Annotated in this window: 23 protein-coding genes; 8 read left to right on the top strand and 15 right to left on the bottom strand. The window is 61.7% G+C overall.

Features of this window, described 5'->3' with window-relative positions; translation table 11 throughout:
- Positions 1 to 195: hypothetical protein (locus P7F28_RS29500; protein WP_277188494.1), on the bottom strand; the 195-nt coding region annotated here is incomplete at its 3' end.
- Positions 170 to 847, bottom strand: coding sequence for an HD domain-containing protein (locus tag P7F28_RS29495; RefSeq protein WP_277188492.1), 678 nt, complete (start codon positions 845 to 847; stop codon positions 170 to 172). The genes P7F28_RS29500 and P7F28_RS29495, both read right to left, overlap by 26 nt.
- 152 nt (positions 848 to 999) lie before the next feature.
- On the opposite strand from P7F28_RS29495, the gene P7F28_RS29490 reads away from it, so the two are divergent.
- Together P7F28_RS29490 and P7F28_RS29485 are read left to right on the top strand one after the other, a co-directional pair.
- Positions 1,000 to 1,968, top strand: a complete 969-nt coding sequence (locus P7F28_RS29490) for a GlxA family transcriptional regulator (protein ID WP_277188490.1) — start codon at positions 1,000 to 1,002, stop codon at positions 1,966 to 1,968.
- Positions 1,969 to 2,035: 67 nt separating this feature from the next.
- The gene (locus P7F28_RS29485) at positions 2,036 to 2,500 is read left to right on the top strand and encodes a hypothetical protein (protein WP_277188488.1); all 465 of its coding nucleotides are present in this window, start codon (positions 2,036 to 2,038) and stop codon (positions 2,498 to 2,500) included.
- A 24-nt stretch (positions 2,501 to 2,524) separates the two neighbouring features.
- On the opposite strand, the gene P7F28_RS29480 is transcribed toward P7F28_RS29485, so the two are convergent.
- Entirely contained in the window at positions 2,525 to 2,818 is a 294-nt protein-coding gene (locus P7F28_RS29480; protein ID WP_277188486.1) for a hypothetical protein, read from the bottom strand.
- A gap of 185 nt (positions 2,819 to 3,003) precedes the next feature.
- On the opposite strand from P7F28_RS29480, the gene P7F28_RS29475 reads away from it, so the two are divergent.
- Together P7F28_RS29475 and P7F28_RS29470 are read left to right on the top strand one after the other, a co-directional pair.
- Positions 3,004 to 3,630: an OmpW family protein gene (locus P7F28_RS29475; RefSeq protein WP_277188485.1), complete on the top strand. Its 627-nt coding sequence runs from the start codon at positions 3,004 to 3,006 to the stop codon at positions 3,628 to 3,630.
- A 194-nt stretch (positions 3,631 to 3,824) separates the two neighbouring features.
- Positions 3,825 to 4,361 carry a hypothetical protein gene (locus P7F28_RS29470; protein ID WP_277188483.1) on the top strand — a complete coding sequence of 179 codons (537 nt, stop codon included), beginning with the start codon at positions 3,825 to 3,827 and terminating at the stop codon, positions 4,359 to 4,361.
- A 59-nt stretch (positions 4,362 to 4,420) separates the two neighbouring features.
- On the opposite strand, the gene P7F28_RS29465 is transcribed toward P7F28_RS29470, so the two are convergent.
- Positions 4,421 to 6,241 carry a pyrrolo-quinoline quinone gene (locus P7F28_RS29465; RefSeq protein ID WP_370467432.1) on the bottom strand — a complete coding sequence of 607 codons (1,821 nt, stop codon included), beginning with the start codon at positions 6,239 to 6,241 and terminating at the stop codon, positions 4,421 to 4,423.
- Positions 6,242 to 6,497: 256 nt separating this feature from the next.
- On the opposite strand from P7F28_RS29465, the gene P7F28_RS29460 reads away from it, so the two are divergent.
- Positions 6,498 to 6,821, top strand: coding sequence for a GFA family protein (locus P7F28_RS29460; RefSeq protein ID WP_370467431.1), 324 nt, complete (start codon positions 6,498 to 6,500; stop codon positions 6,819 to 6,821).
- Between the two features lie 7 nt (positions 6,822 to 6,828).
- Here the strand turns inward: P7F28_RS29460 and P7F28_RS29455 are convergent, their stop codons facing one another.
- On the bottom strand, positions 6,829 to 7,839 hold the full coding sequence (locus P7F28_RS29455; protein WP_277188479.1) for a zinc-binding alcohol dehydrogenase family protein: 1,011 nt from the start codon (positions 7,837 to 7,839) through the stop codon (positions 6,829 to 6,831).
- A gap of 172 nt (positions 7,840 to 8,011) precedes the next feature.
- Between P7F28_RS29455 and P7F28_RS29450 the strand changes: the two genes are divergently transcribed.
- On the top strand, positions 8,012 to 8,836 hold the full coding sequence (locus P7F28_RS29450) for an NAD-dependent protein deacetylase (protein ID WP_277188477.1): 825 nt from the start codon (positions 8,012 to 8,014) through the stop codon (positions 8,834 to 8,836).
- On the opposite strand, the gene P7F28_RS29445 is transcribed toward P7F28_RS29450, so the two are convergent.
- Complete coding sequence (locus P7F28_RS29445) at positions 8,829 to 10,067, bottom strand: aminotransferase class V-fold PLP-dependent enzyme (RefSeq protein WP_277188476.1); 1,239 nt, start codon at positions 10,065 to 10,067, stop codon at positions 8,829 to 8,831. The two genes, P7F28_RS29450 and P7F28_RS29445, sit on opposite strands and share 8 nt — an antisense overlap.
- Before the next feature lie 290 nt (positions 10,068 to 10,357).
- On the opposite strand from P7F28_RS29445, the gene P7F28_RS29440 reads away from it, so the two are divergent.
- Positions 10,358 to 12,019 carry a methyl-accepting chemotaxis protein gene (locus P7F28_RS29440; RefSeq protein ID WP_277188474.1) on the top strand — a complete coding sequence of 554 codons (1,662 nt, stop codon included), beginning with the start codon at positions 10,358 to 10,360 and terminating at the stop codon, positions 12,017 to 12,019.
- 57 nt (positions 12,020 to 12,076) lie between these two features.
- Here the strand turns inward: P7F28_RS29440 and P7F28_RS29435 are convergent, their stop codons facing one another.
- From P7F28_RS29435 to P7F28_RS29395, 9 genes are all read right to left on the bottom strand, one after another.
- Positions 12,077 to 12,511 carry a PRC-barrel domain-containing protein gene (locus P7F28_RS29435; RefSeq protein ID WP_277188472.1) on the bottom strand — a complete coding sequence of 145 codons (435 nt, stop codon included), beginning with the start codon at positions 12,509 to 12,511 and terminating at the stop codon, positions 12,077 to 12,079.
- A gap of 114 nt (positions 12,512 to 12,625) precedes the next feature.
- On the bottom strand, positions 12,626 to 12,838 hold the full coding sequence (locus P7F28_RS29430) for a DUF2945 domain-containing protein (protein ID WP_277188470.1): 213 nt from the start codon (positions 12,836 to 12,838) through the stop codon (positions 12,626 to 12,628).
- On the bottom strand, positions 12,835 to 13,266 hold the full coding sequence (locus tag P7F28_RS29425; RefSeq protein ID WP_277188467.1) for a DUF1810 domain-containing protein: 432 nt from the start codon (positions 13,264 to 13,266) through the stop codon (positions 12,835 to 12,837). The genes P7F28_RS29430 and P7F28_RS29425 overlap by 4 nt, the downstream gene beginning before the upstream one ends.
- Before the next feature lie 22 nt (positions 13,267 to 13,288).
- On the bottom strand, positions 13,289 to 14,230 hold the full coding sequence (locus P7F28_RS29420; protein WP_277188465.1) for an aldo/keto reductase: 942 nt from the start codon (positions 14,228 to 14,230) through the stop codon (positions 13,289 to 13,291).
- A 49-nt stretch (positions 14,231 to 14,279) separates the two neighbouring features.
- The gene (locus P7F28_RS29415) at positions 14,280 to 14,636 is read right to left on the bottom strand and encodes a winged helix-turn-helix domain-containing protein (protein WP_277188463.1); all 357 of its coding nucleotides are present in this window, start codon (positions 14,634 to 14,636) and stop codon (positions 14,280 to 14,282) included.
- Between the two features lie 310 nt (positions 14,637 to 14,946).
- Positions 14,947 to 15,522 carry a hypothetical protein gene (locus P7F28_RS29410; RefSeq protein WP_277188461.1) on the bottom strand — a complete coding sequence of 192 codons (576 nt, stop codon included), beginning with the start codon at positions 15,520 to 15,522 and terminating at the stop codon, positions 14,947 to 14,949.
- Between the two features lie 142 nt (positions 15,523 to 15,664).
- Positions 15,665 to 17,470 carry a chloride channel protein gene (locus tag P7F28_RS29405; RefSeq protein WP_277188459.1) on the bottom strand — a complete coding sequence of 602 codons (1,806 nt, stop codon included), beginning with the start codon at positions 17,468 to 17,470 and terminating at the stop codon, positions 15,665 to 15,667.
- 16 nt (positions 17,471 to 17,486) lie between these two features.
- Positions 17,487 to 17,897, bottom strand: a complete 411-nt coding sequence (locus P7F28_RS29400; protein WP_277188457.1) for a MarR family winged helix-turn-helix transcriptional regulator — start codon at positions 17,895 to 17,897, stop codon at positions 17,487 to 17,489.
- The gene (locus P7F28_RS29395) at positions 17,894 to 19,048 is read right to left on the bottom strand and encodes an HPP family protein (RefSeq protein WP_277188455.1); all 1,155 of its coding nucleotides are present in this window, start codon (positions 19,046 to 19,048) and stop codon (positions 17,894 to 17,896) included. Before P7F28_RS29395 ends, P7F28_RS29400 begins: the two co-directional genes overlap by 4 nt.
- A gap of 235 nt (positions 19,049 to 19,283) precedes the next feature.
- Here P7F28_RS29395 and P7F28_RS29390 point away from each other — a divergent pair, with 235 nt between their 5' ends.
- Entirely contained in the window at positions 19,284 to 21,149 is a 1,866-nt protein-coding gene (locus P7F28_RS29390; RefSeq protein ID WP_277188453.1) for a DUF3857 and transglutaminase domain-containing protein, read from the top strand.
- Positions 21,150 to 21,152 lie beyond the last annotated feature (3 nt).

Raw genomic sequence — 21,152 nt, 5'->3', positions numbered from 1 at the left:
GGAGACGATTAATCCACTTGCCCTTTCAACGTGCAGTGTCTGGTTGAAAAAGCTGCTTTCTTTGGTGACTTTCTTTGCAGCAGCAAAGAAAGTTATCCCCCCGCCGGGGAGGCGGCTACTGCCTAAACAGCACAACAACCGCAAGCAGCAAAACCAAAAAACCAAACCGTTAACACCGCGAATGATCATGCCCATGCCCATGCCCCGAATCATTCCAGGCATTCCCCAAAATAATGCTACAAAAATTCAACCGCTTATACGCGGGATCTTTGAGCGCAAGCACATCAGCCTTAACGTTGCGAAACGTAGTCAAAGGCTTACGAATCGTACCTTGAGCAAACGCATCGATAATACCTTCCTTGAAATTGACTTCACGCGGATGCGCCGTCACCACACGATGACGCTGATCCGCCGTGAACTCGTCAAAAGCAAGCCCCAACACGTCCATCTCAACGCCTGCGGTCACGAGCGCCACGACCGGCTTCTTATGCTGCGGAATACCCGGCGTCGTATGCAGCGCAATCGAATCCCACACCTGTTCGATCTCGTTCTCACCAATCCCATAGCCGCGCAGAAAATCACGCGCCGCATTCGCGCCATCCACTTCGAAGCGATCGTGCGCGCTGCTGTAGCGTTCGATCAAACCCATATCGTGGAACATCGCGCCGATATAAAGCAATTCGGCGTCGTACTTCAATTGCTTGCGCTCGCCCGCAAGTGCCCCGAACAGAAACACGCGGCGTGAATGGTTGTACAGCAAATCAGGCTCGGTATCGCGCACGAGCTGCGTGGCGGCGCGCGCCATCTGACTGTCGGGAATCGTAATGCCTGCGATGATCTCGCTCATTTGAGTCGCTCCTTGAATGCGTTGATAAAATCGCTCACGCGATCGGCATTTGTTGACATCAAGTGTCGGCAAAACGCAGCGACGCGACAATCGAAACGAGACGTCGAACTCTGCCACTCGCACGCTGTCTTCTGCCATCTACTTACACGTCCATGCGTACAGTCGCGATTGCCGTATTTCCCGGTGTGCAGGCGCTCGATGTAGCCGGTCCGGTCGATGTTTTCGCGGAAGCCAACGGCTTCGTGCCCGAAGGCGAGGGCTATGAATTCGTGCTCGTCGGACCGGAGGAACGCGCGGTGCGCGCATCGAACGGAACGCGTTTGCTGGCGGATTTATCGTGGCGAGAAGCAACGTCGAGATATGACATTGCCCTGGTCGCAGGCGGCCCCGCCTTGCCTTCCGATGCACCGATCAAAGACCTCTCACGCTGGCTCGTTGAGGTCGCTTCAAAAAGCGATCGCTACGGCTCCATCTGCACCGGCGCATTCGCACTCGGCCACGCGGGCTTGCTCGATGACCGCGATGTGACGACGCATTGGCAGAACGCGCCGCAACTCGCCACGCAATTCCCGAAGGCGCGCGTCGAACTGGATCGCATCTATATGCGCGATGGCAATCTCGTGACATCGGCGGGCGTGACGGCGGGCATCGATGTCGCGCTTGCTTTGGTCGCCGAAGATCATGGTTCGAAGGTCGCGCTTGCAGTTGCCAAGCGGCTCGTGGTGTTCGCACAGCGACGCGGCGGGCAATCGCAATTCAGCCCATATTTAAGCGCTCCTGCCGATGAAACTTCGCCCGTCGCCAAGGTTCAGGCGTATGTGATGGAGCACATCGGCGCGCGTTTGTCGGTGGAAGAACTCGCGCGCGTGGCGGGCATGAGCGAGCGCAGTTTCGCGCGCAGCTTCGTTCAGCTTGCGAATATGACGCCGCATGAATTCGTCGAACGCGCGCGAGTGGACGCCGCGCGCAATGCGCTGGAGAGCAGCGATACACCGCTTAAAACCATCGCGTACGAATATGGGTTCGGCACAGCGGATCGCATGAGGCTCGTGTTCACGCGGCGGCTTGGGGTATCGCCGAATGACTATCGTGCGAGTTTCAGAGCGCGTTTTAGCGCGTGAATGCGCACGTCACGCGAGGTTCGTTAAAATCGAGGGACTCCATCATCGTAAATACGGAAGACGACGAATGACGAAACAACAGGCCGTGCAAGATCCCTACGAACGACGCGCGCTGCTGCTGCACTTAGGCGACGTACTGGAGACGGTGTTTTGCCTGAGCCAATGCGCTGACGAATACGAGAGCATCGGCGCTGCGGTGCGCGGCAACGACGCGCTGGCAAGTTTCACGCTGCTCGCTTTCGTCGATGCAAACATGACCCCGCGCGATTTCATCCGCCGCGCATCAGGCGCATTTTTCGTGTGGCCGAAAGCCTTGCTCGATGAAACGCTCAATCGAGACATGCTCGCCAACACCGTAAAACACGACCTTTTCGATGAAAACGCGAAGGGCTGGACTGCGTATGTCGAAGAGCGCCGCAAGGACGTCGCGTGGTTCGCTGAAGCCCTGCCCGAATTGAAAGAGGCCACGGCACCCGTCGAAGAGAAGTCGCGCTACTCGACGTGGCCGTGGCCCGATAAATCGAACGATTGATGTAAATCTATCGGGAAAGAAGCCTTATTCCTTCTTTCCCATACTCGCTGCGCCCGCATCCATGCCGAGTCCGTTCGCACGGCTCGGCGCCTTTTCCTTCCCCGCCGATTGCTTGCCGGGCCGCGTCTTCAGTGCATCGCTTGCGCTGGCCGCTGCGGCCGCAGGCGATGTCGTCGCGTGTTCCTGATACGCAGGCGTACTGTCGTAATCGAGTTTGTTCGGCTTCTGTTGCTGCTGCGCGCTCGCGACGACGGCCAGCGTGGTGCCCAATAAAAAGCCTGCCGTGCGAGTTGCCAGTGCGCCCATCGTGGTTTTCATTTTCGTCCTCCCATTGTTCTGCGCTTTACGCTTTTTCAGCAAGGTGCGGGCCTGATCGCACTTGCCTTGTCCGATCTCAACAATTGGCGTGGCGTGTGCGCATCTTTCAAGCTGCGCTTGATTGTCATCAAAGGCGCGCGCGGTACGCGTCTGGAGAATTCCGGCTTTACACGTTGGAATTCAAAATGAAAAAGCATTTGGGAGTGGTGGTTCTCGCTTGTGCTGCGCTGTTTGCGGGTAACGCAAAGGCCAGCGACACCAGCAACGGAGTCTACGCAAACGACTGGCTCGTGCGCCTGCGCGCGATCGAGATCATGCCGCAAGTATCGGCGGGCGGCGCGCTTGGCACATTGAACGCCAATGTGAACAACTCGATGGTCCCTGAATTGGACATCACGTACATGATCCGCGATCAGATCGGCGTCGAGCTGATTCTCGGCACGTCGCGCCATCAGGTGACGTCGAGCATCGGCGGATTGGGCGGCGTGAGCGTGCTGCCGCCGACGCTGCTTCTTCAGTACCACTTCAATCATGCGGGCAAGGTGCGCCCGTATGTCGGCGCGGGTATCAACTACACGTACTTCTATAACGACAAGCTCAAAGCGGGCGATACCCCCGTGTCGATCAAGCACAGCAGCTTCGGTCCGGCGATTCAGGCGGGCGTCGATGTGCAGGTGGCCAAGAACCTGTTCGTCAACGCGGACTTGAAGAAAATCTGGATGCGCACGAGCGCGTCGGCGGGCGGCACGGATCTCGGTTCGCTGAAGATCGATCCGTGGGTGCTGGGCCTGGGCGTCGGTATGAAGTTCTGACGCATCACGGCGGCACGTCTGAAAATTGGCGGAAGATGCCGGTGCTTCTGGCGTGGACGGTTATGCCGTCACGGTATCCTTGATGCAGGCCCGGCGCAGACCCGCGCCGCTCGTGCCGCGCGCTTTTTGAACGCGCGATAAAAGCGGGGCAGGCTGCAACGACTAAAAACACCGCATCGGGGAACAGCACGCCAATGAGACCTTCCACTTACGCGGGATTCGTCCTGCTTGCTACGTGCGGGGCCGCGTTCGCGCAGCAGCCGCTCACCTTGCCCGGCCGCGCCCAGAGTTCCGGGCAACAGGCCGTGGACAACGCCGCCTGCTACGCCTTCGCCAATCAGACGACGAAAGTGAACATGGCGCGCGAGCCGCAGACCGCGCCGAAGAATTATCAGCAGGAGCCGCGCACGTTGAGCGCACCGCGCGCCGTCGAGCCGCCTTTGCCGCCGACGGCATCGGGTGCGCTGGCGGCGTCTGCGGCGGCACCGGCTTCGGGTGCATCGGCGGCACCGGCGTCGGGTGCATCGGCGACGGTGGCCACGGCGGCTAGTGCGTCCGGCGCTGCGGCGGCGATGCCCGGTTCGGGTGCGCTGGCGGCATCGGGTGCATCGGATGCGATTCTCGGCGGCGATATGAAAATGCCGCCGCTTCCGCCGCCCGAACCGCCGATGGTCCGCTATTGGCGCGCTTACAGCGACTGCATGCAGAATCGCGGTTACTTCGTCAAATAAGGCTTCAACGCTTCAGGCAAAAGCGCCCATACATCGGGCGCTTTTGGCATTTTGCATTCTTAGCGCAATAAACCAAAGACGGCCACGCCCGTCTGCGTGCCGACGAAGACTTTTCCCTGCGCGATCATCGGCGTGATGAACTTGTTGCCCGGTCCCCATTGGTCGCGTGTGCCGGCCTGATTGCTGTTGTACAACTCGCGCGCGAGATTGCTGGCGTCGTAGGCGTGCAGCGCGCCGGTCGTGCCGTTCTCCAACGCCCACACAATCCCGTTCGATGCCCCGTTCGCCGAGATCGCCGGTGTCGTGCCGGGATACGGAAACGTCGTCGGGCTGCGCGATGCCGCCGTGGTCGCGAGCATCGCGTTGGAAATGGGCAGCGCCTTGAGGCTGTCGTTCAGTCCGCCGTAGTAGACCACGCCCTTGTAATACGCCGACGATCCCCAGATGCCGCCGGCCAGCGTGCCTACCAGCGTTTGCCAGTTGCTGTTCGCGCTCGGGTTGTACTTGCCCATCGAATCGCGATCGACCACGTAGATCTTGTTGTCCTTGCCCGCGCCGACGGCGAGATGCTTGACGGTGCCATCGGACATGGTTTGATCGGGTAGCAGTAGCGGGCCGCCGGAGCCGAAATCTTCGTCGTTGGCGGCCTGTGTGACGTTGTTCATCGTCGCAAAGTAATCGACGATCTTCATGCTCGGCGCGAGCGACATCTTCATGAAGGTGTTGCCGAGATTGCCGTCGATCGGAAAGCCCTGCGCGTTCAGCGTGGGCGTGAACGAGCCGTTGCCGTCGATAAAGTAGAGCGACGTGCCATCCGACGCCATGCCGGAACCCGCCATCCAGATCGAGCCTTGTGAACCGTTGGCGGTGATGTTGAGCACGCCGGTCTGCGCGAGCGTGTCGGCGCTGTAGGCCATCAGCCAGCCGGTGTACGGACCGGCCATGCAGTGCGCGGTCCATCCCATGTAGATGTTGCCGTTGACGAGCGTGAGTGCGGCGCGTTCCGTATGCAGCGCGGCATCGAACGTGATGACGCCGTTCACGCTGTTTGCGCCCGTGCCGGGATAGGTCGCGGCAATCTCTTTCGGTCCGCCGAACAGTTCCGCGCCGCTCGCGAGGTCGATTGCGTGAAGCCGATGATGGGCCTGGCCGTTCGCGTCCGAACTCATTGCGACCGCGTACAAAATGCCATTCGGGCCGCGCGAACGATCGATGACCGGCGTGGCGGTAATGCCCATTTCCGGCACAAAGTCCTGGCAGGCGGTGGTGGTCGATGTTTCGCCCGCGCCGAGCAGGGTCACTTTCCAAAGTTGCGCGCCGGTGTCGGCGTCGAACGCGTAGAGGCTGCCGTGTTCCGTGGCGACGTAGACGACGTTATGCGCCGCGCCGCCGATCGCGAGATTCGTCACGTACAGCGGTTGGGCATCGACGCGGCCGTCGGTGGACAACATACGGAGCTTGCCGAAGCTCGATGCGTTGACGTTCGACAGCGTCAGCGTGGTTTCCGCGAGCATCTGGCCGCTGCGCGAGAGGTCGTTGTGATGCGTCAGGACATCGGTGGCGAAGGCGGTCGTGGCTGCTGCTGTGCCCGAGCTTGTGCCGGTGCCCGAGCCTGCGCTCGTCGTATCGCCGCTCGCCGTTCCACCGCTTGTGCTTGAACTTGTGCCACTCGTGCCGCTCGATGTCGCGCCCGAACCGCTGCTGCTGCCGCTGCCGCTGTTGCCGCCCGACGAACCCGCCGCCGTAGTCGCTGTGTTATTCGACCCGCCGCCTCCACCGCACGCAGCAATCGTCAGGACGACGATGATTTGCACGCTACGCCTGAACCATCGTGTTCGCTCGGATTCGGATGACGCATTCCCAGATCGCAACCCACGCATAACGACCTCCGCCGAAGAGACTCCCGAACGCATGCGGCGCCGCGCGTCGGGATCGCGTGCGGAGCGTCATTGTTAAGCAATAACCGTACTCCCGCGCTGCAACGTGACTGAGTAGTGCATGCAATGGTAGATGTGGGAACGGAGCGATGGCCAGCTTTCTTACATTCCGAAAAGAATGGTGAATCAGCCGATGATTGAACATGCTCGCTGCGCGTGCGGTGCCATTCGCCTGCGCATTTCATCCGCGCCAAAGGAGGTGAACCTTTGCCACTGTCTGACGTGCCGACGCATTCACGGTGCGCCGTTCGCCGTATACGCGATTTTCGAGCGCAGCGCGGTCACGATCGATGGCGACACGATCGCCTGGTCGAGTTCGGAACATGGCAAGCGTCATCATTGTCCGACATGCGGATCGCCGATATTTCTCGCGTTCGATGGCATCGAAGAAATAGAAGTGCCGACCGGGCTGTTCGACCAGCCCGGTCTTTTCCTGCCCGAGTACGAAATTTGGTGCAAGCACGCCGAGCCATGGCACGACGCGCAAGGCAGACCGTGCTATCCCGAAGCACGGCCTGAATAGAACAACATCAGCACTCGACGATCGCTTTCACCACGCCCGCCGACGGATCGAGCAACGAAGCGAAACGCGTCGGCACATCGCTGAGCGTGAGGCGATGCGTGTTGAGCGCATCGGTCGGCACATCGCCAGCGCGCATCGCGGTGAGCACAGTTTCGAAGTCTTCGGGCGTCGCGTTGCGGCTGGCCAGCAGCGTCGCCTCGCGCTTGTGGAATTCGGGATCGGCGAAGGAAATGCGATCCGGCACGATCGATACCAACACGTACTTGCCGCCGTGCGCGATGAACTCGAAGCCGCGTTCCATCGCGCGCGAGTTGCCGGTGGCATCGAATACGACGTCGAAAAATTCGCCGTTCGTGAGCGCCGACAATTGCGTCTTGTCCTGTTCACCGATCTGCACGGTCGCATCCACTTTCAGTTCGCGACGGCAGAACGCCAGCCGGTCTTCACGCGTATCGAGCGCGGTGACATGCGCGCCGCGCAGTCGCGAAAACGTCAGCGCCGCCATGCCGATCGGCCCCGCGCCGACCACCAGCACGCGCTGGCCGCGCTGCACATCGGCGCGTCGCACGGCGTGCGCGCCGATGGCGAGAAATTCGACCATCGCGGCCTGATCGAGCGTCACGCCGTCGGCCTTGTGGACGAACTGCGCCGGCAGATTCAGATACTCCGTAAACGCGCCATCGCGATGCACGCCGAGCACCTGAATATTCACGCAGCAATTGGTCTTGCCCTGACGGCACGCGACGCACTTGCCGCACGACAGATACGGCATCACATAAACGGTATCGCCAGCCGTAAGCCCGCTTGACGCATCCGCTTCTTCGACCACGCCCGACAACTCATGCCCCATCACGCGCGGGTACGACAAATACGGCTGATTGCCCGTAAAAATATGCAGATCCGTCCCGCACACGCCGACGCGCTTCACACGCACGAGCACTTCGTTCTCGCCGCGCGCGGGCTTATCGCGCTGTTCGGCTTTGAGGGTTCCGGGCGTTTCGCAGATAACGGTCAGCATCAGGTGTCTCGCTTTTTAATGGGATATGGGGCAGCGGACAATCTAGCGGCGCGACGCGATTTGGTCAAGCCACTTTGCAATTTGCAAAATTGGTAAGGCCAGCGCGCAACGCCGTTTCGCCTTATATTTTCTTCGATGAAAACGCCGCCGAAAACGCCAAAGAGGACGTTCAGTGCATTCCCTACATGAGTTCGTCGAACGGCATCCGAAGCTGTTCGTATTGTCCGGCGCGGGTATCAGCACCGCGTCGGGCATTCCGTGTTATCGCGATCGCGAAGGCCAGCGCACCGGTCGCGCGCCGATTCTGCTGAAGGATTTTTTAGGTTCCGACTACGCGCGCCGCCGTTACTGGGCTCGCAGTCTGATCGGTTGGCCGGTGGTGGCGGGCGCTCAGCCGAACGCGGCGCATCACGCGGTGAGGGCGCTGGCGGCGCGGTCGCGGGTGCATCGGCTGGTGACGCAGAATGTCGATGGTCTGCACACGCGCGCGGGCAATCCCGATGTGATCGAACTGCACGGCAATATCGGCCGCGTGCGCTGCATGTCGTGCGGCGAGCCGCATACGCGCGCGAACGTGCAGCGCATGCTCGAAGCGCTGAATCCGGATTTCATCGGTCACGTCGCGCCCGATTTGCCCGATGGTGATGCGCATATCGAAGATCTCGACTTCGAATCCTTCGATATCCCCGGCTGCACGCGCTGCGGCGGCGTGCTCAAACCCGACGTGGTGTTCTTCGGCGAAAGCGTGCCGCGCGAACTGGTGCAGGACGCCGCACGCTCGCTCGAATCGGCCGACGCGATGCTCGTGCTGGGTTCATCGCTGATGGTGTATTCGGGATTTCGCTTCTGCGAATGGGCCGTGAAAAGCGGCAAGCCGATCGCGGCGGTGAATATCGGCAAGACGCGAGCAGATGCACTGCTCGCGCTGAAAGTCGAAGCGCCTTGTTCGGAGGCGCTCGGGGCGTTGATCGAGCAACTCGACGCGCGCGTTATCTAGCCTCGCTCGCCAGCACGCGGATGCCTTCGAGCAAGCGTTCCGCATCCGACATGCGCGAGAACAACGCGGGCGTCGCGCGCACCACATCGCCGCCGTTCGTGCCCGGACGCATCACTGTGAAGACGCCGAATCGATCGCGCAGCGCATCGGCGGTTGCCTTCGCCGCTTGTCCATCGATACGGAACGCGGTGATACCGCAGGTCATCGAGGCATCGGGCGGCGTCAGAATCGTGACGCCCGGCAGCGCGCGCGCCGGTTCGGCCCAGGCATCGCGGAGCGCGCGCAGACGCGCTTCCTTCGCGCTCGCGCCGATCCGCGCGTGTACCTCCAGCGCCGACGGCACCGTCAGCCACGCCGCGAAATTCGGCGATCCCGTATGCACGCGCGAGCGGATATCGTCGCGCGGCCAGGTGCGGTCGCCGAGATACGGATCGATGGCATCGAGCTTGTCGCGGCGAATGTAGATCGCGCCGCAGCCCAGCGGCGCGCCGATCCACTTGTGCAGATTCAGCGCGGCGAACGGCGCGCGCAGATCGGGTACATCGAAATCGAGTTGGCCCCAGGAATGCGCGGCATCGACGATCACGTCCGCGCCATGTTCTTCCGCCAGCGCCGAAATCTCCGCGACGGGCATCACCAGACCGGTCGCGAAGCACACGTGCGACGTCAGCACGAGCCGCGTTTTCGGATGCGCGCACAACGCGGCGGCGTAGGTTTCCAATACGGCCTCACGCGTCGCCGGTTCCGGAATCACGATACGCACCGGTTCCACGCCGCGCCGCTCGCGCAGCCATTCCATCGCGTCCTTGCAGCACGGATAGTCGAGATCGCTGTAGAGCACGGTATCGCCGGGAGACAGCGTGTTGTAACCGCCGATCAGCGCCAGCAAGGCTTCCGTGGCGTTGCGCGTCAGTTCGATTTCATCGACCGAACAGCCCATTGCCGATGCCACGCGCGCGCGCAATTCCGTGTGCAGCGCCTGCCAATGCGGACGCACCAGAAACGTCGTTTCGAAGTTCACGCGCTCGGTCCAGTAACGGAACATCGCTTTCACTGGCTCGGTCATCGCGCCCCAGAAGCCGTTTTCCAGATTGATCATCGCGTCCGACTGGCGGTACAGGCCGCGTACGGCGTCCCAATAGCGCTCGTCGTTGGGCGAGGAAGCGGAGGGCGGCAAAGCGGCGATTGCGGCTTCGAATTCGGGCGTGCGGTGGTCGAGTAGTGTCGGCATCGAAGGAAACGAGGGTTGGAACGAGCGTTCAGTATCGCCGATCCGACCACGCCGCGGCAGGCGAGTTTTCAACCGCCCGGTAAAGATTTCGAGCGTAATTAAAAGGGATGGACAAATCCGGGACTTTTTTCTGGTTGACCCTCAAGAGGGCCGTTCGCGCCGCCGTAATCATCATTTGGAGCGTCACGCCCCGTATGAGGGCAAAAGTTCGCTCGCGCCTTTCGGAGAATAGGCACGGGCGAAACGAACGGCGCCAAACAGTCCCGTAACGGACCTGAGAGAACCCAAAAATGAACCTGAGAAATATCACGATCAAGAACAAGCTGATTGCCGGCTTCGGCATTCTGGCCGTGCTGGTGGTCCTCGTCGCAGGCATGTCGTTGCGGGCGCTGTCCGCCGCGACCGATGGCTTCGCGCAATACGTGAACGGCATCAACGCCCGCGCCGATGTGGCCGGGGAACTGCGCACCGCCGTCGATCGCCGTGCGATTGCGGCGCGCAATCTGGTGCTCGTCACCAAACCGTCCGATCTCGAACTGGAAAAAGCCGAAGTCACGCGCGCGCACGAAGATGTGCAGGCGCGCCTCAAGCAACTGAAGGACATGATCGCTTCCGCCAGCGATACGAGCGACAAGGCGCGCAGCCTCGTCGCTGAAATGGCGCGTGTGGAGACGCTTTACGGGCCGGTGGCGACGGATATCGTCGGGCTGGCGCTGGAAGGCAAGCACGATCAGGCCATCGCCAAGATGGACGATCAGTGCCGTCCGCTGCTCGCGCAACTCGTGAAAGCCACCGACGATTACGCCGCCTACACGCGTCAGCGCCGCGAGGAAATCGTCCGTGCGGATGAAGCGCGCTATCAGACCCAACGCGATGTGCTGATCGCGCTGTGCACGTTCGCTGCGCTGTTCGCGGTGGCGGCGGGAATCGCGATCACGCGTTCCATCACGATGCCGATCGGCGTCGCGGTGGGGATCGCGCAGACGGTGGCGCGTGGCGATCTGCGCAGCCGGATCGTCGCGAATACGAAGGATGAAACCGGCGATTTGCTGCGCGCCTTGAGCGATATGAACACGCGTCTCACCGAAACCGTCAGCCGCGTGCGCGAAAGCAGCGGCGCGGTCGGTGGCGCGGCGAAAGAACTCGCCACCGGCAATACCGATCTGAGCCAGCGCACCGAGCAACAGGCCGCGTCGCTGCAGGAAACGGCGGCGAGCATGGAGCAGCTCACGTCCACCGTCAAACAGAATGCCGACAACGCGCATCAGGCGAGCACGCTGGCATCGAACGCATCGCATGTGGCGCAGCGTGGCAGCGAAGTCGTGAGCCGCGTCGTCGATACGATGACCGGCATCAGCACGAGTTCGGGCAAGATCGCGGAGATTACGGGGATTATCGAAGGGATCGCGTTTCAGACCAATATTCTGGCGCTGAACGCGGCTGTCGAAGCGGCGCGCGCGGGCGAGCAGGGCCGCGGTTTCGCGGTGGTGGCGAGCGAAGTGCGCAGTCTCGCGCAACGTTCATCGACGGCGGCGAAGGAGATCAAGGAACTGATCGCCGAATCCGTCGATAAGGTGCGCGGCGGCTCGCAACTCGCGACCGAAGCGGGCGAGACGATGGCCGAAGTCACGCAGGCGGTCGCGCGTGTGACGGACATCATGCAGGAGATCGCGGCGGCATCGGCGGAACAGGGACGCGGGATCGAGCAGGTCAATGTCGCCATCACGCAGATGGACGAGGTCACGCAGCAAAACGCGGCGTTGGTCGAGGAAGCGGCAGCGGCATCGCAATCGCTCGAGGAGCAGGGCCGCAAGCTGAACGAAGTGATGGCGTTCTTCGCGGTCGAAGGCGGCGCGGGTTATGTTGCTGAAAGCCCGCGCGTGAAACGTGCGCCCGCCGTCGCGGTGAACCGCGCCGCGCCAGCGAATGCGGAAGGCTGGAGCACGTTCTGAGTGTCAGACAGTCTGGACAGGCGGCGATGAAATATCGTCGCCTGTTCGCTGCATCGCTTAATGATGCTCGAAGTCGGCGCGCGCGACCGGCGTCGATTTGACCTTCGTGTACTGGAATTCTGGCAACGCCTTGATGGCTTCCTTGGTTGCGCCGGCCAGCACCAGTTGGCCGTTCTTCACGTCGAGTTGTTCGACGGGAATCGCCACGTCATGGTGCGTCACGCCCAGAAACTGATTCGCGCCGATGATCGCGAACGACACCGACTTGTCCGGCGCGATGATCAGATCGCGGATCACGCCGACTTTCTGGCCTTGGTCATTGACGACGGGCTTGTTCAGAATCGACTTCTTCACGCTCCAGCCGTTGATGATGGCCGTCGATACTTCCACCGACACGCCGAGTGGCTGCGAGCCCGCAACCTGCGCGGACGCCGCGTTGGAAAGGACGAAGGCGGACGAGGCGAGAAGCAGTGCCACGAGTTTCGAGTTCATATGAAATCCTCAAAAGATTTGGCAAACCGTTGCTGGAATGACGCGCAATTCGAGCGCGGCTAGCAGTTTGACCGAAAGCCTTGGCTTTTGCAGGATTCGTGCTGCGGCGCAGCTTTACGCTTTCTTTTTGAGCGATTCGCCCTTGTGCACGGCGCGCTTGCCGCTCTTGTCGCTTTCGACTTCGTAATGCGGATCGTCCTTCGATGCCGCGACTTCATGCCCATCGAGCTTCGTATGCTGCGTGATGACGCGCACGATGCGGCCCGTGGTTTCGCCCTGCGGCGTGTTCCAACTGACGTGATCGTGCAATTTGAGACTTTTGCTCATCTGGTTTCTCCGCAGAGTTTCAATGTCGCTTCATCCCGACGCCCGCCGAAATAGCGATCCAGCGCTTCATCAAACACGGTCGGGTCTGCCGCGCAATGCGCGAACAGCGTCATCGATGAATGGAATTTCAGGTCGTCGGGATAGCCGAACACATCTTCTGCGCGCGCGTTTTTCAGGCGATTGAGGATCGCGGTCAGTTCCAGCAGTCGCGCGCCGAGCACGGGATGCGCGAGATACGCCTCGGCTTCCGCGCATGAGCGGATCGCATAACGATGCGCCATCTGGCTATGCCCGAGCCCTTCGATCTGCGGAAACACGAACCACATCCAATGCGAACGCTTGCGGCCCGCAGACAGTTCCGCGCGTACGTCGTCGATCACGGCTTCCTGCGCATCGACGAAGCGTTGCAGATCGAACGGATCGCTCATGATGGTCTCCTGGTCAGGCGGGTCAGGCTACCGCAGCCGCGATGCGCTCACGCATCGCCTTATCCGGATATTCGCCGATACCCGCGTGCACGTTGTCGATCATGTATTCGCGCCGTCCCGTGCCGGGAATCACGCACGTCACGGCAGGATTCGACAGCACGAACTTCAGCAGAAGCTGTGCCCAGCTCGTGCAGCCGATCTCCTGCGCAAAGTCCGGCAGCGCGCGGCTTTTGAGACTCGCCAACAGCGAACCGCCGCCAAACGGCTGATTGACGATCACCGCGACGCCGCGTTCCTTCGCAAGCGGCAGCAATTGCGCTTCGGCGTCGCGATCGTTGGCGGCGTAGTTGATCTGGACGAAATCGAGTTTTTCCGCGCGCAACACGTCCTGAACCTGCGCAAACGCGCTCGACGTGTAATGCGTGATGCCGATATATCGAACGCGGCCCGCGGCTTTCCATTCGCGCAGCGTGGCCAGTTGCGTGCGCCAGTCGAGCAGATTGTGAATCTGCATCAGATCGATGCGTTGCGTCTGGAAAAAGCGCATCGACGCTTCCATCTGCGCGATGCCTGCGGCGCGGCCATCGGTCCAGACCTTGGTGGCGATAAAGGCTTTGTCGCGCGCGTGCATGTCCGCGAGCAAAGCGCCCGCGACCGCTTCCGAGGTGCCATACATCGGCGATGAATCGATCACCGATCCGCCCGCTGCGAACAGCACGCGCAGCACGTCGGTGAGTTCGCGGCGGCGCGCGTCGTCGTCACCGACATCGAATGTGCGCCACGTGCCGCAGCCGATCACGGGCAAGGCTTCGCCGCTCGATGGAATCGGGCGCTTGTGGATCGGCGGAAAAGAAAGGGATTGCGCGTTCGCCGGATCGGCGTTCGTCGCGATGAGCGCCGCGCTTGCGGCGGCGCGCAGAAAAGCGCGGCGGCTGAGGCCGTCACGGGCTTCGGAAATCGGCATGAGACGGGCTCCTCGGTCTGAACGCCTTTATACCGAGGATAACCCGATGCTATTTTTTCTTCGCTTCCTCGAGACACGCCGCGAGCTTCTCGAAATACGCGAGCGCCTTGGGCGTCGGCACCACGGCTTTGGTGCGCTGATCGGCGTTGATGGTTTCGTCTAGCTTGACGAGTCCTTGTTCGCGCAGTTTCGTCAGCTTGCGATGAACCGTGGCGGGCGCGCCCGCAAAAGACAAGGCCATGGTTTCGGTGACGGTGAGCACGTGGCCCGCGTGCCACGCGGCGGTCAGCGCTTCGAGCAGCCGGTCCTCGGCAGCGTCGAGTTTGGGCACGGAAGGCAGCGCCTGAACGGCTTGCGCGAGGTTCAGGAAGCGGAAATAGGCATCTACGAGTTGTTTTTTCGCCATGACAAATGCGCTTGCAGCGTCCTCGACTGTTCAAGTAAGACAATAACGTCAGGGCATCATAACATTCGGTTATTAAGCCTTGTATATAAACAACTTATCAACGTGATAAAGAAATGTTAGGATGCGTACTTATCGAGCGGCCATCCTGGCGCAGAGCGGCCTTTCTGGCCCAACCGCCAACCGCGATAAGCGACGCACAGCTTCGGATCGGTCAGCGCGAGAACCTGAGAGAGTAGGTAAAAATTGAGCGCGCCGCCGGGCCTTTTCAAGGCCGGCGGCGCAGCTCTTTGTACGGCATCACCTCGGCTGTTCACACATCGTATTTCCGCGACGTTGCTTGCGATGGAATTTTGTCACGCGCCAGCCACAAGATCAGTTTGATCGCGTACACCACGATCAGGCTTCCCGACAGATCGCCCACCACCATCACCTTGTAACGCTCGACCATATCCGCGCTTTCACCGTGCAGGGCGAGCCATATCTGATGCAGCGCCGGTCCGGCCATTGCATACAGCACGACCAGCAATAAGAGCCGCGTGGCCGTCAGATTGGAGAGCGAGGTCCGTAACCCGAGCACGCGCGTGGCGAACAAATAGATCAGATATGGCGCGAGCGCCGAGATGGTGCCGTAGAACAGCGAGCGCAGCGGATCGTCGGGAAAATACAAAAAAGTACAACTGACCCACGAGGCGATCAACATGCCCAGCGCGCCCGCTTCGGCGAACAAAAGTGTGCAAAGCAGGCGCATACCCGCAGGCAAGTAAATCCAGTTTGCGCCGGGCGCGTATTCAGAGTGGGGAAACAGCCATTGATTGGCGATCAACGTGGCGAGAAACAAAATCGACGTGCCGACGATGATGGGAAATTGTTGACGCAAGTAAGTCATCAAAACGTGATGCGTGGTCTGGCATGTACTGACGGGGCGCCACTTTAGCACGCCGCACAGATTTGCTTCGCATAACGGATGAAACGAGCAGAAACTCGGCTTACGGGGCTGACGCGGCGAATTCACAACCGCGCGATGCTGTCTATCGATAAGTCATAATTCGCACGATTTGTTTCGTTTTCTGCGCCGCCCACGGCTTGCGCAAAGCCGCTGACGACCGAAACCCGCGAAACCGCTCCCGCCGATGCTCCTCTTCGAAGTGCGCGCGCGCGGGCTTCACCAGATCGCTGCGCGACACGATACCGACGAGGCGCATCGACGCTTCGTCCGCAATAACAGGCAGGCGTTCGAGTTCGTGCATGGCCAGGCGCGTCGCGGCCAGACGGCACGGTTCGCCGGGCAGCGCGTGAATGCGTTTGTCGTCGCGTAACACGTCGCCCGCGCTCAGCGATTGATCCCCGTGATCGAGCGCCGCACGGTCCAGCATGCCGACGAACGCGCCATCACGCACGACCGGATACGCGCGATGCCGTTGCGTTGCGCCGAAGTATTGCGTGAGGACATCGGCGAGCGGCAGGGCGGCGTCGATCGTCTGCACCTCGCGCGTCATCACTTCATCGACATGATGGCGTTCCAGTGGGTCCACGCCGTATTCGCGATAAATGTGATACCCGCGCCGCGCGATCTTCTCCGTCATGATCGAACGCCGCATGACGACCGTGGCAAACCCATGCGCGACGAGCGTGGCCGCGAGCAGCGGCAAAAGGGCGTTGGCATCGTGTGTGAGGCCGAAAGCGAACACAATGGCCGTCAGTGGCGCGCCCAGCGTTGCGCCGAGCGTGGCGGCCATGCAGACCAGCGGCCACAACGCGGCATCGTGGCCGGGCAGGACCGCGCCGAGCACCGTGCCGAGACCCGCGCCGAGCATCAGCAGCGGCGCGAGCACGCCGCCCGATGTGCCCGAAGCGAGCGCCACGACCCAGATGATCGCTTTCACCGCAAGAATGGCGAGCGCGGCGTGAATCAGAATATGCCCGTGCAGCAGATCGCCGATCACGTCATAACCGACGCCGAGCGCACGCGGCTCGATAAATCCGCCGATCCCGACCACCAGTCCGCCGATCGCCGGCCACCACATCCAATGCAGCGGCAGTTTGTGAAACGCGTCCTCGAGCTTATAGAGCGATGCCGACAAACCCGACGCCAGCGCGCCCGACAGCAATCCCGCGATCAGGCACGAGAGCAGGGACAACATCTGCGGCGGCGCGGTTTCGAGCGGAAACAGCGCGCCCGTGCCGAACACAGCCGCACGCGCGAAACCCGCGACCGCGCACGCCAGCGCAACCGGCAAAAAGCTGCGCGGCCGCCATTCGAACAACAGCAGTTCGACCGCCAGCAGCACCGCCGCGACCGGCGTACCGAACACGGCTGTCATGCCCGCCGCCGCGCCCGCCACCAGCAGCGTCTTGCGCTCCGCCGCGGTCACATCGATACATTGCGCGATCAGCGAGCCGAGCGCGCCGCCCGTCATGATGATCGGGCCTTCCGCGCCGAATGGCCCGCCGCTGCCGATCACGATGCCCGACGACAGCGGCTTGAGCACCGCCACCTTCGGTGACATGCGGCTTTTGCCGAAGAGAATGGCTTCGATCGCTTCGGGAATGCCGTGGCCGCGAATCTTCTCCGAGCCGAAACGCGCCATCAAGCCGACGATCAAGCCGCCGATCACCGGAATCGCAATCACCCACGCGCCAAGTGTATTGAGCGCGGGTGAACGGTCCTGAACACTCAGGCTGCCGAAGAAGAACAGATTGGTGAACAGATGAATCAGCGCGAGCAGCACGGCGGCCGCCAGTGTGCTGACACCGCCGATCACTGCGGCGAACGCGCAGATACGCAACAAACGGTCGTTGACGGAAAAATCACGCTTGTGATGATGCTGATTCATAAAGCGACTCCTGCTTTCAAAGATCGATGCTCGGCACGCGAAACGCGCCTTCCAGCGACTTCAGTTCCGCGCGATGCAGCGCCGCCAGCCGCTCCAGCATCTGCTCGCCTTGCGCTTCGAGATGCACCTGCACTTGCCGGCGATCGTCGGGACTCGGTTGGCGGCGCACGAAACCTGCCGATTCGCAGCGCGTGACCAGCGCCACCACGCCGTGATGATGCGATTGCAGCCGCTCGGCCAGTTCACCAATCGTCGCCCAGGCGCGATTCGGGAAGCCCTTGATATGCAGCAGCAACAAATATTGCAGCGGCGTGATGCCTTCCTCCTGCGCCGCGCGTTCCGAGAATCGTTCGAAACGGCGCATCTGATAACGGAATTCCGACAACTGTTCGAAGTCGGTTTTGCTCAGCGTACGGAGAGTTTTCATGCGCGCTTCTGTGCTTTTTCGAAAGACTGGCGATACAAACCGGCGATCAGATCCGACTCGGTAATCATCCCGGCGAGCCGTTCGTCGTGATCGATCACGGGAATATGGTGATGGCCGAAGTGCGCGAACATCGGCACCAGTTCGGCAATCGGCGTGCGGGCGGCGACGGTGCAGACGTCGGTCGTCATCAGCGAGGCGACGCACGGCGGTCCATTGCGTGGTCCTCTAAGCGGCCCGTTGAAAATGCGTTCGATCACGCCGCGCGTGCCGTTCAGCCGCGCCGGCGCGAGATCCGCGCGCGTGACGATGCCGCACACGCGCCGCGATGCGTCGAGCACCGGCAAGGCCTTGACGTGATGCCGCGCCAACAAGGCGAACGCGGCCTGCGCACTCGTGTCCGGCGTGATCGATACCACCGCGCGCGACATGATGTCCGCGCACGTGACCTCCGTGAAGCGGCGCGCGTAGGCCTGCAACTGCGTTTCGCGCAGCAGCGCTTCGAGATCGTCGAGATCGACGTCGAGCAGTTCGCTGCGGCGCGCGAGCACGGCTTCGAGATCGGCGCGCAGGAACGTTGCAGCGTCCGGCGTTTCCGCAGGCTTCGGCGGCGCGGCGTGCCCGTGCGGATAGCGATGCCCCGTCAACGCATGAAACACGACCGCCGAACTCAGCAGCACGAACGACTGAAGCGCGACCGGCGCAAGCACGAAACCGTAGCCGAGCGCGTGGATCGACGGGCCGCCGAGCACGGCAGTAAGCGCAACCGCGCCCGATGGCGGATGCACGCAGCGCAGCGCGAACATCGCACAAATGGCGAGGCCGACGGCGAGCGCGGCGGCATCGACGGGATCGTGGATGAACATGGCGCACGTCACGCCGACGATCGCCGACACCAGATTGCCACCGATGATCGACCACGGTTGCGCGAGCGGACTGGCGGGCACGCCGAACAGCAGCACGGCGGACGCGCCCATCGGCGCGATCAGAAAGGGAATCGCGGTTTGATCGCCGATCACGAGATGCGCGACGCCACCCGTCAGCGCAATGCCGATCAGCGCGCCGACGCCCGCGCGCAGGCGCTCCGTCCACTTGAGTGTGACGGGTGCGGGAAGAAAACCTCTGAGCCAGCGAAGCAAAACAGTGCGTGACACTTTTTCTGAGTGTTCGGAAAACAGTCGGTGGGTGACACACCGCTGTTCAGCGCTGTTGTGTGTCTGTCGGGTTGTCAATCAAGTGCTTGCGTAAGTGCTTGCGTCGAATTATATCTCAACGTGATATAAATTGTCAGCAAGTGTGCGACGGGGTTATTAAGGCTTGCTGTACGATGAACGCTCGTTCATCTCGAAAATGGTCATGTGCCGATCATCGAGCCGATTCGTCCGGGGAATGACGCGCGCGCTGTGCTGCGCCGCGATGCTGGCGAGCGCGCACGCGTTCGCGGAGGTGGGCGCCGAACCCTCGACTATCGTGAGTGACGAGCACGAATTCTTCGTCGCCGAAGACGGCTCGGTCGCCGAGGACGATGCCACCGTGCTGCGCGCGAACACGTCGGCGGGCATCGACGAAATTGCGCAGCGGTACGTGTGGTACGACAAGAGCGTGTCGAAAGTGGAGATCGTCGAAGCCTATTCCGTCGATGCCAACGGCGTGCGCCACGACGTATCGCCCGATCAGATTCGCGATATTCAGGAGCCGCGTTCCGCAGGCGCGCCGAGCTTTTCGGATGCCAAACTGCGCGTGGTGATTTTTCCGGCGGTGGGCGTGGGATCGACCGTACATCTGCGTTTCCGCAAAAGTCAGGCGACGCCGGTGATCGCCGGGCAGTTCAATTACTACGTCGAGCCGAATCAGCGGCCGGTGCTCGACCAGCGGCTCGTGTTCGATCTGCCCGCCGACAAACCCCTTTATGCCGATGCGCGCGGTTACATCGCGCAGCCGCCCGTGACGGCGAATGGCCGCACGCGTTATGTTTTCGGCTATCGGCGGGAGAAATTTGAGCGGATCGAAAGCGGCGCGGTGGGATATGCGCAGTACGGCGACCGGCTGATGGTCTCGACGTTTGCCGACTACGCGAGTTTTGCCGCGAGCTATCGCGATCCCGCTGCGGATTCGAGCGCGCGCGATCCCGCCGTGATCGCGCTGGCCCGTTCGCTCACGCAGAACGACACCGATCCGCGCGCGAAAGCCCAAACGCTCTACGATTGGGTTCGCCGCAATATTCGCTATGTCGCGATGTTTATCGGCCAGAGTCCGGCGGTGCCGCATCGTGTGACGGAGGTGCTCGCGAATCGCTATGGCGATTGCAAGGATCACGTCGCGTTGTTCGGCGCGCTGCTCGACGCCGTGGGCATTCGCAACCAGCCCGCGCTGATCGGCCTGGGTTCCGTGTACTCGCTGCCGACGGTGCCGGGTTACGGCGCGGGCGCGATCAATCACGTCATCACGTATATGCCGGAGTTGAACGTGTACGCGGACAGCACGGCATCGAGCGTCGAATTCGGCTATCTGCCGCTCGCGGACATGGACCGTCCCGCGTTGCTCACCGACGACGGCACGATGTCGCGCACGCCGCCTACGCAGCCGCTGTCGCGCGAGGCGCGTCTGGAAATCGACGTCGCGCCGAGTGGCATTTCAAATGGCATTTCGAATTTTGCCTACTGGGTGAAGGACGGCGGCTACAGCGCGGAAATCGAGCGTATCAATCTGCGGCTGGCAACGGCGCAACGGCGTGATCAGATCGCCACCGACCGCTTGCGTTACACGAATTTGCGTGGCGCGGGCGCGCTCACCACCAGTGACGTCGATGCCACCAGCGGCCCGTTCGAAACCACCTTGCGCGGCACGCTCGACGACGTCATCTGGCCAACCGGCACGACCGCGTTGCCCGCGCTGACGAGCCTTTCCGGCGGTATCGCCACGCAAACGCGCTACTGGCTCGCGGAACGCACGCGTACGCAGCCGTATTTGTGCGTGGGCGGCGCGTACCGCGAGGTATCGCAAATATCGCTGCCGAAAACCATGCGCGTCACCGAGGTCCCCGACGATCTGGACGCGTCCAACGCGTACTTCAATTACCGCTCACGCTATCTGTTCGATCCATCGACCAATGTGATTCAGGTCACGCGCACGTTGAATGCGAAATTCAACAAACAAGTTTGCGCGCCCGAGGACTATCAGGCGACGCTGCCGCTGCTCAAGCAAATCGAACGCGATACACAGGCGCAGATCATCGTCAAAGCGGCATCGCAATGACAG

This window comes from Caballeronia sp. BR00000012568055 (assembly GCF_029439455.1).
In the GTDB taxonomy this organism is placed as follows: domain Bacteria; phylum Pseudomonadota; class Gammaproteobacteria; order Burkholderiales; family Burkholderiaceae; genus Caballeronia.
Note: the sequence above shows the minus strand (reverse complement) of the source record. Positions and strands in the feature narration are given on the sequence as shown.

Excerpts from the sequence above, each read along its gene's own strand:
- P7F28_RS29390 (WP_277188453.1), top strand. The coding sequence starts at position 19,284 with ATGACGCGCGCGCTGTGCTGCGCCGCGATGCTGGCGAGCGCGCACGCG.
- P7F28_RS29465 (WP_370467432.1), bottom strand. The coding sequence starts at position 6,241 with ATGCGTGGGTTGCGATCTGGGAATGCGTCATCCGAATCCGAGCGAACA.
- P7F28_RS29400 (WP_277188457.1), bottom strand. The coding sequence starts at position 17,897 with ATGAAAACTCTCCGTACGCTGAGCAAAACCGACTTCGAACAGTTGTCG.
- P7F28_RS29440 (WP_277188474.1), top strand. The coding sequence starts at position 10,358 with ATGAACCTGAGAAATATCACGATCAAGAACAAGCTGATTGCCGGCTTC.
- P7F28_RS29445 (WP_277188476.1), bottom strand. The coding sequence starts at position 10,067 with ATGCCGACACTACTCGACCACCGCACGCCCGAATTCGAAGCCGCAATC.
- P7F28_RS29410 (WP_277188461.1), bottom strand. The coding sequence starts at position 15,522 with ATGACTTACTTGCGTCAACAATTTCCCATCATCGTCGGCACGTCGATT.
- P7F28_RS29480 (WP_277188486.1), bottom strand. The coding sequence starts at position 2,818 with ATGAAAACCACGATGGGCGCACTGGCAACTCGCACGGCAGGCTTTTTA.
- P7F28_RS29485 (WP_277188488.1), top strand. The coding sequence starts at position 2,036 with ATGACGAAACAACAGGCCGTGCAAGATCCCTACGAACGACGCGCGCTG.
- P7F28_RS29475 (WP_277188485.1), top strand. The coding sequence starts at position 3,004 with ATGAAAAAGCATTTGGGAGTGGTGGTTCTCGCTTGTGCTGCGCTGTTT.
- P7F28_RS29415 (WP_277188463.1), bottom strand. The coding sequence starts at position 14,636 with ATGGCGAAAAAACAACTCGTAGATGCCTATTTCCGCTTCCTGAACCTC.
- P7F28_RS29405 (WP_277188459.1), bottom strand. The coding sequence starts at position 17,470 with ATGAATCAGCATCATCACAAGCGTGATTTTTCCGTCAACGACCGTTTG.
- P7F28_RS29430 (WP_277188470.1), bottom strand. The coding sequence starts at position 12,838 with ATGAGCAAAAGTCTCAAATTGCACGATCACGTCAGTTGGAACACGCCG.
- P7F28_RS29420 (WP_277188465.1), bottom strand. The coding sequence starts at position 14,230 with ATGCCGATTTCCGAAGCCCGTGACGGCCTCAGCCGCCGCGCTTTTCTG.
- P7F28_RS29470 (WP_277188483.1), top strand. The coding sequence starts at position 3,825 with ATGAGACCTTCCACTTACGCGGGATTCGTCCTGCTTGCTACGTGCGGG.
- P7F28_RS29455 (WP_277188479.1), bottom strand. The coding sequence starts at position 7,839 with ATGCTGACCGTTATCTGCGAAACGCCCGGAACCCTCAAAGCCGAACAG.
- P7F28_RS29490 (WP_277188490.1), top strand. The coding sequence starts at position 1,000 with ATGCGTACAGTCGCGATTGCCGTATTTCCCGGTGTGCAGGCGCTCGAT.
- P7F28_RS29495 (WP_277188492.1), bottom strand. The coding sequence starts at position 847 with ATGAGCGAGATCATCGCAGGCATTACGATTCCCGACAGTCAGATGGCG.
- P7F28_RS29425 (WP_277188467.1), bottom strand. The coding sequence starts at position 13,266 with ATGAGCGATCCGTTCGATCTGCAACGCTTCGTCGATGCGCAGGAAGCC.
- P7F28_RS29435 (WP_277188472.1), bottom strand. The coding sequence starts at position 12,511 with ATGAACTCGAAACTCGTGGCACTGCTTCTCGCCTCGTCCGCCTTCGTC.